The 3,679-nt window shown below is 61.8% G+C and carries 3 protein-coding genes; 2 read left to right on the forward strand and 1 reads right to left on the reverse strand.

Annotation, left to right across the window (positions count from 1 at the left end):
• The first annotated feature begins 150 nt into the window (after nt 1-150).
• Nucleotides 151-1,323 (forward strand): MFS transporter, encoded by a 1,173-nt coding sequence (locus AC1RBR_RS09465; protein WP_492563983.1) that lies wholly within the window; start codon nt 151-153, stop codon nt 1,321-1,323.
• Between the two features lie 111 nt (nt 1,324-1,434).
• Here the strand turns inward: AC1RBR_RS09465 and AC1RBR_RS09470 are convergent, their stop codons facing one another.
• A complete protein-coding gene (locus AC1RBR_RS09470) occupies nt 1,435-2,568 on the reverse strand; it encodes a cupin-like domain-containing protein (RefSeq protein ID WP_492563985.1) in 1,134 nt (377 codons plus the stop codon).
• 132 nt (nt 2,569-2,700) lie between these two features.
• Here AC1RBR_RS09470 and AC1RBR_RS09475 point away from each other — a divergent pair, with 132 nt between their 5' ends.
• Nucleotides 2,701-3,435 carry a thioesterase II family protein gene (locus AC1RBR_RS09475; RefSeq protein ID WP_492563986.1) on the forward strand — a complete coding sequence of 245 codons (735 nt, stop codon included), beginning with the start codon at nt 2,701-2,703 and terminating at the stop codon, nt 3,433-3,435.
• The last annotated feature ends 244 nt before the right edge of the window (nt 3,436-3,679 follow it).

Below are 3,679 nucleotides of genomic sequence, written 5' to 3' on the forward strand. Positions count from 1 at the left end.
CGCGAGCAGGCTCGCTCCCACGGTTAGAATGCGCTGCCCCCGTGGGAGCGGGCTTGCTCGCGAAGGGGCCTTCACATTCCACCAACAATTCCTCGCTTCCACGTCACTCGGCCCTATGGCAACTTGGCGGCCCCTGATGAGGCTGTACCCATGGCAAACCCCTACCGCGAATTATTCACCGCCCCCGGCGCCCGGGCTTTTGTACTGGCCGGGATGATCGCGCGCATGCCGATTTCCATGACCGGCATTGGCGTGATCACCATGCTCTCGCAGCTCAAGGGCGGGTACGCGCTGGCCGGTGCGGTGGCGGCGACGTTTGCCCTGGCCACGGCGTTTTGTGCGCCGCAGGTGTCGCGGCTGGTGGATCGTTTCGGCCAGGGCAAAGTGCTGCCGTTGTCGGCATTGATCGGTGGCGGGGCGCTGTTGATGTTGCTGCTGTGTACGCGTTTGCAGGCGCCGACCTGGACGCTGTTCATTTTCGCCGCGCTGGCCGGGTGCATGCCGAGCATGTCGGCGATGGTGCGTGCGCGCTGGACCGAGATCTATCGCGGCCAGCCGCAATTGCAGACTGCCTATGCGCTGGAATCGGTGCTCGATGAAGTCTGTTTCATCGTCGGCCCGCCGTTGTCGGTGGGTTTGTGCGTGGTGGCGTTTCCCGAGGCCGGGCCGTTGGCCGCGCTGTTGGCGCTGGCGATCGGGGTGACGGCGTTTGTCGCCCAGCGCAGGACCGAGCCGGCGGTGCATCCGCAGGAATCACAGCATCAGGGTTCGATCATTCGCTCGACCGACGTGCAATGGCTGCTGGCATTGATGCTTGCCATGGGCGTCATCGTCGGTGTGGTCGATGTGGTCAGCGTCGCCTTCGCCCAGCAGCAGGGCCAGCCGGCGGCGGCGAGCATCGTGTTGTCGGTGTACGCCATCGGCTCGTGTCTGGCTGGTATCGCGTTCGGCGCGATGCGTTCGAAACTGCCGTTGCCGCGGCTGTTTCTCTACGGCGGCGTGGCGACAGCGGTGACCACGCTGCCGCTGTTGCTGGCGAGCAATATTTTCGGTTTGTCGCTGGCGGTGTTTGTCGCGGGATTGTTCTTCTCGCCGACGCTGATCGTGGCGATGGCGCTGATCGAGCGCATCGTGCCGCCGGCCAAATTGACTGAAGGCCTGACCTGGCTGGTGACGGGCTTGAGCATCGGCGTGGCGATTGGCGCCGCCGGCTCGGGCGCTCTGGTGGATGCTTTCGGTGCACGCAGCGGATTCTGGCTGGCGATTATGGCGGGGGCGGTGGTCCTCATGTCGGCAGTACAAAGCTTCCGCCATTTGAAATGAGCTCACCATGGTGGGAGCGGGCTTGCTCGCGAAGGCGTCAGATCAGTCGACATCGATGTTGAATGAACGACCGCTTTCGCGAGCAAGCCCGCTCCCACAGGATTTACGGGGTTACCAGCCTCTGCCCGAATTCACCCAGAAATTCACTGACAGCGACGTCGACACCGATTCCACCTGATGGAACCAGCCCTCCGGCAAAAACAGCAGATCCCCGGCCTCCAGCGTCACGCGCAGGAATGTCACATCGCGTGCCGCAGGAAAACGCTCGTAGTCCGGCGCGTCGGGGTTGAAGTCGCAGCCGTCCAGGCCACCCTTTGGCGCCGTCGACCAGGTGCCCAGTGCTTCGCGGTGATGCGGGGCGGCGAGGGTGAACTGCTTCTGGCCCCAGACCTGCGCGAACAGGTTGTCGGTGTCGTCACGGTGCAGCGGCGTCAGCGTGCCTTTGGGGCCGATCCAGATGCGTGGCGGGATGAACAGCGAAGCATCGAAGTAGGGCGGGTACTTGATCTGCTGCAGCAATTGCGCCGGCAAGATGTTGTTGCCCATGTAGGCCGGCGGTTCGCCGTCAGCCCGTTTGACTGCCGGTTGATCCAGCGAGGCAATGAACTCGGCCATCGACGTCGAGCGGAAATCACGTTCGGTGGAAAAGGTTTTCTTCACGTAATCGCCGTGGCGGGTGATGCCCTGCAGTTCGGCGAAATGCACCAGTGATTCTTCGCGACTGAGCTTGAACAGCGGCCAGTCCTGCAGGGCATTGCTGATCACCACCGGGATGCCGTTGGGCAAATAGTTGCTTTTGAACTCGTTGACCGACAAATCATTGCACGCACGGCGCTCGATGCGGGTCTGAGTCGGCAGGCCGGCGGTGAGTTTTTCGCTGAAGCGTGGCGGGGTCGGGTAGCGCTTGTTCATGTCGACTTTTTCCACCACTGCGCCACCGTGCATCGCATGCTCGATGATCTGCGGCAGCAGCGTCGCCAGGCCCATGTTGCCGCCGATTTTCAGACGGCCGCTGGCGAACAGTTCTTCGACATTGACCCGGCCGCCCATGATCCCGAGAAAATCGCTCTCGGCCACTTCAATGGTCACGTCGGGGCTGGGATGGCGTCCGGGCGCGGTGCGGCTGCTGGCCTTGACCTCCGACCAGTAGGCCTGCTGCGGGCCAAACACGAATTGGAAAACGCCTTCGATGCCGACGGCACCGGCGTTGGCGAACAACTTGCCCAGGATGCTCTGCAGGTCCACGGTGAATCCTCATTATTGGTTTTGGCCTGAACAGTTAACGAGCGCCTGTTGGTGCAATTTACCGGTGCACGACTAATTTGCCGGGCGGGTAATCCGTTTCTCTCTACAGACAAATTTTTCGAGGAAAGCCGGGTGAACAAGCTGACCCTGCTGTGCCTGCCGTACTCCGGCGCCAGTGCCATGGTCTACAGCCGCTGGCGGCCAAAACTGCCGCAATGGCTGCAATTGCAACCGGTGGAACTGCCGGGGCGCGGCGCGCGTTTTGACGAGCCGCTGCACACGGATATGCGTGTGCTGGCGATGCAACTGGCCAAGGAATTGCGGCCGAATCTCAAGGCGCCATATGCGTTGTTCGGCCATAGTCTGGGCGCGTTGCTGGCCTGCGAAATCGCCCATGCGTTGCGCCTGTTGGGCTGTCCGGAACCAGTGGCGCTGTTTGCCTCGGGCACGGCGGCGCCGACGATGCGCGCCGATTACGATCGCGGTTTTGCCGAGCCGAAAACCGACGCCGAGCTGATCGATCAATTGCGCACGCTCAACGGCACCAGCGAAGAAGTGCTGGCCAATGCCGAGCTGATGAGCCTGACCCTGCCGATCCTGCGCGCGGATTTTCTGCTCTGCGGCAAATTCGAGCCGTTGCAGCGGCCGTTGCTCACCTGCCCGGTGCACGTACTGGGCGGCAAGGCAGATCGCGCGACCACCGAGCAACTGATCGGCTGGAGCAAGGAGACCCGTGGCAGCTTTTCGGTGGACATGCTCGCCGGCGGGCACTTCTTCATTCATGAGCATGAGGCCAAAGTGCTCAAGGTGATCAAGGATCAGCTTGAAGGGCATCATCGCCGGCATGCCATGGCCGCTACCGCCTGAGCAGCGCATCACTCAATGTGGGAGCGGGCTTGCTCGCGAAAGCGGTATTTCAGTTATTGCATCGTTGACTGACACACCGCTTTCGCGAGCAAGCCCGCTCCCACATTTGATTTGTGATCATGAAAAAAGCCGCTCAACCGCCCGCCTGACAGTTGTTCTCATTCGCTAATTTTTCCGGTCTGCATTCGTTTTATAGGGACGACGTGCCTTTGTGCTTCCTGCCTACTGATCCGGATGCTGAGAA

Source organism: Pseudomonas sp. GW823-FHT01D03, from assembly GCF_058798255.1.

Coding starts and splice junctions, on each gene's coding strand:
- AC1RBR_RS09465 (WP_492563983.1), top strand. CDS start 151: ATGGCAAACCCCTACCGCGAATTATTCACCGCCCCCGGCGCCCGGGCT.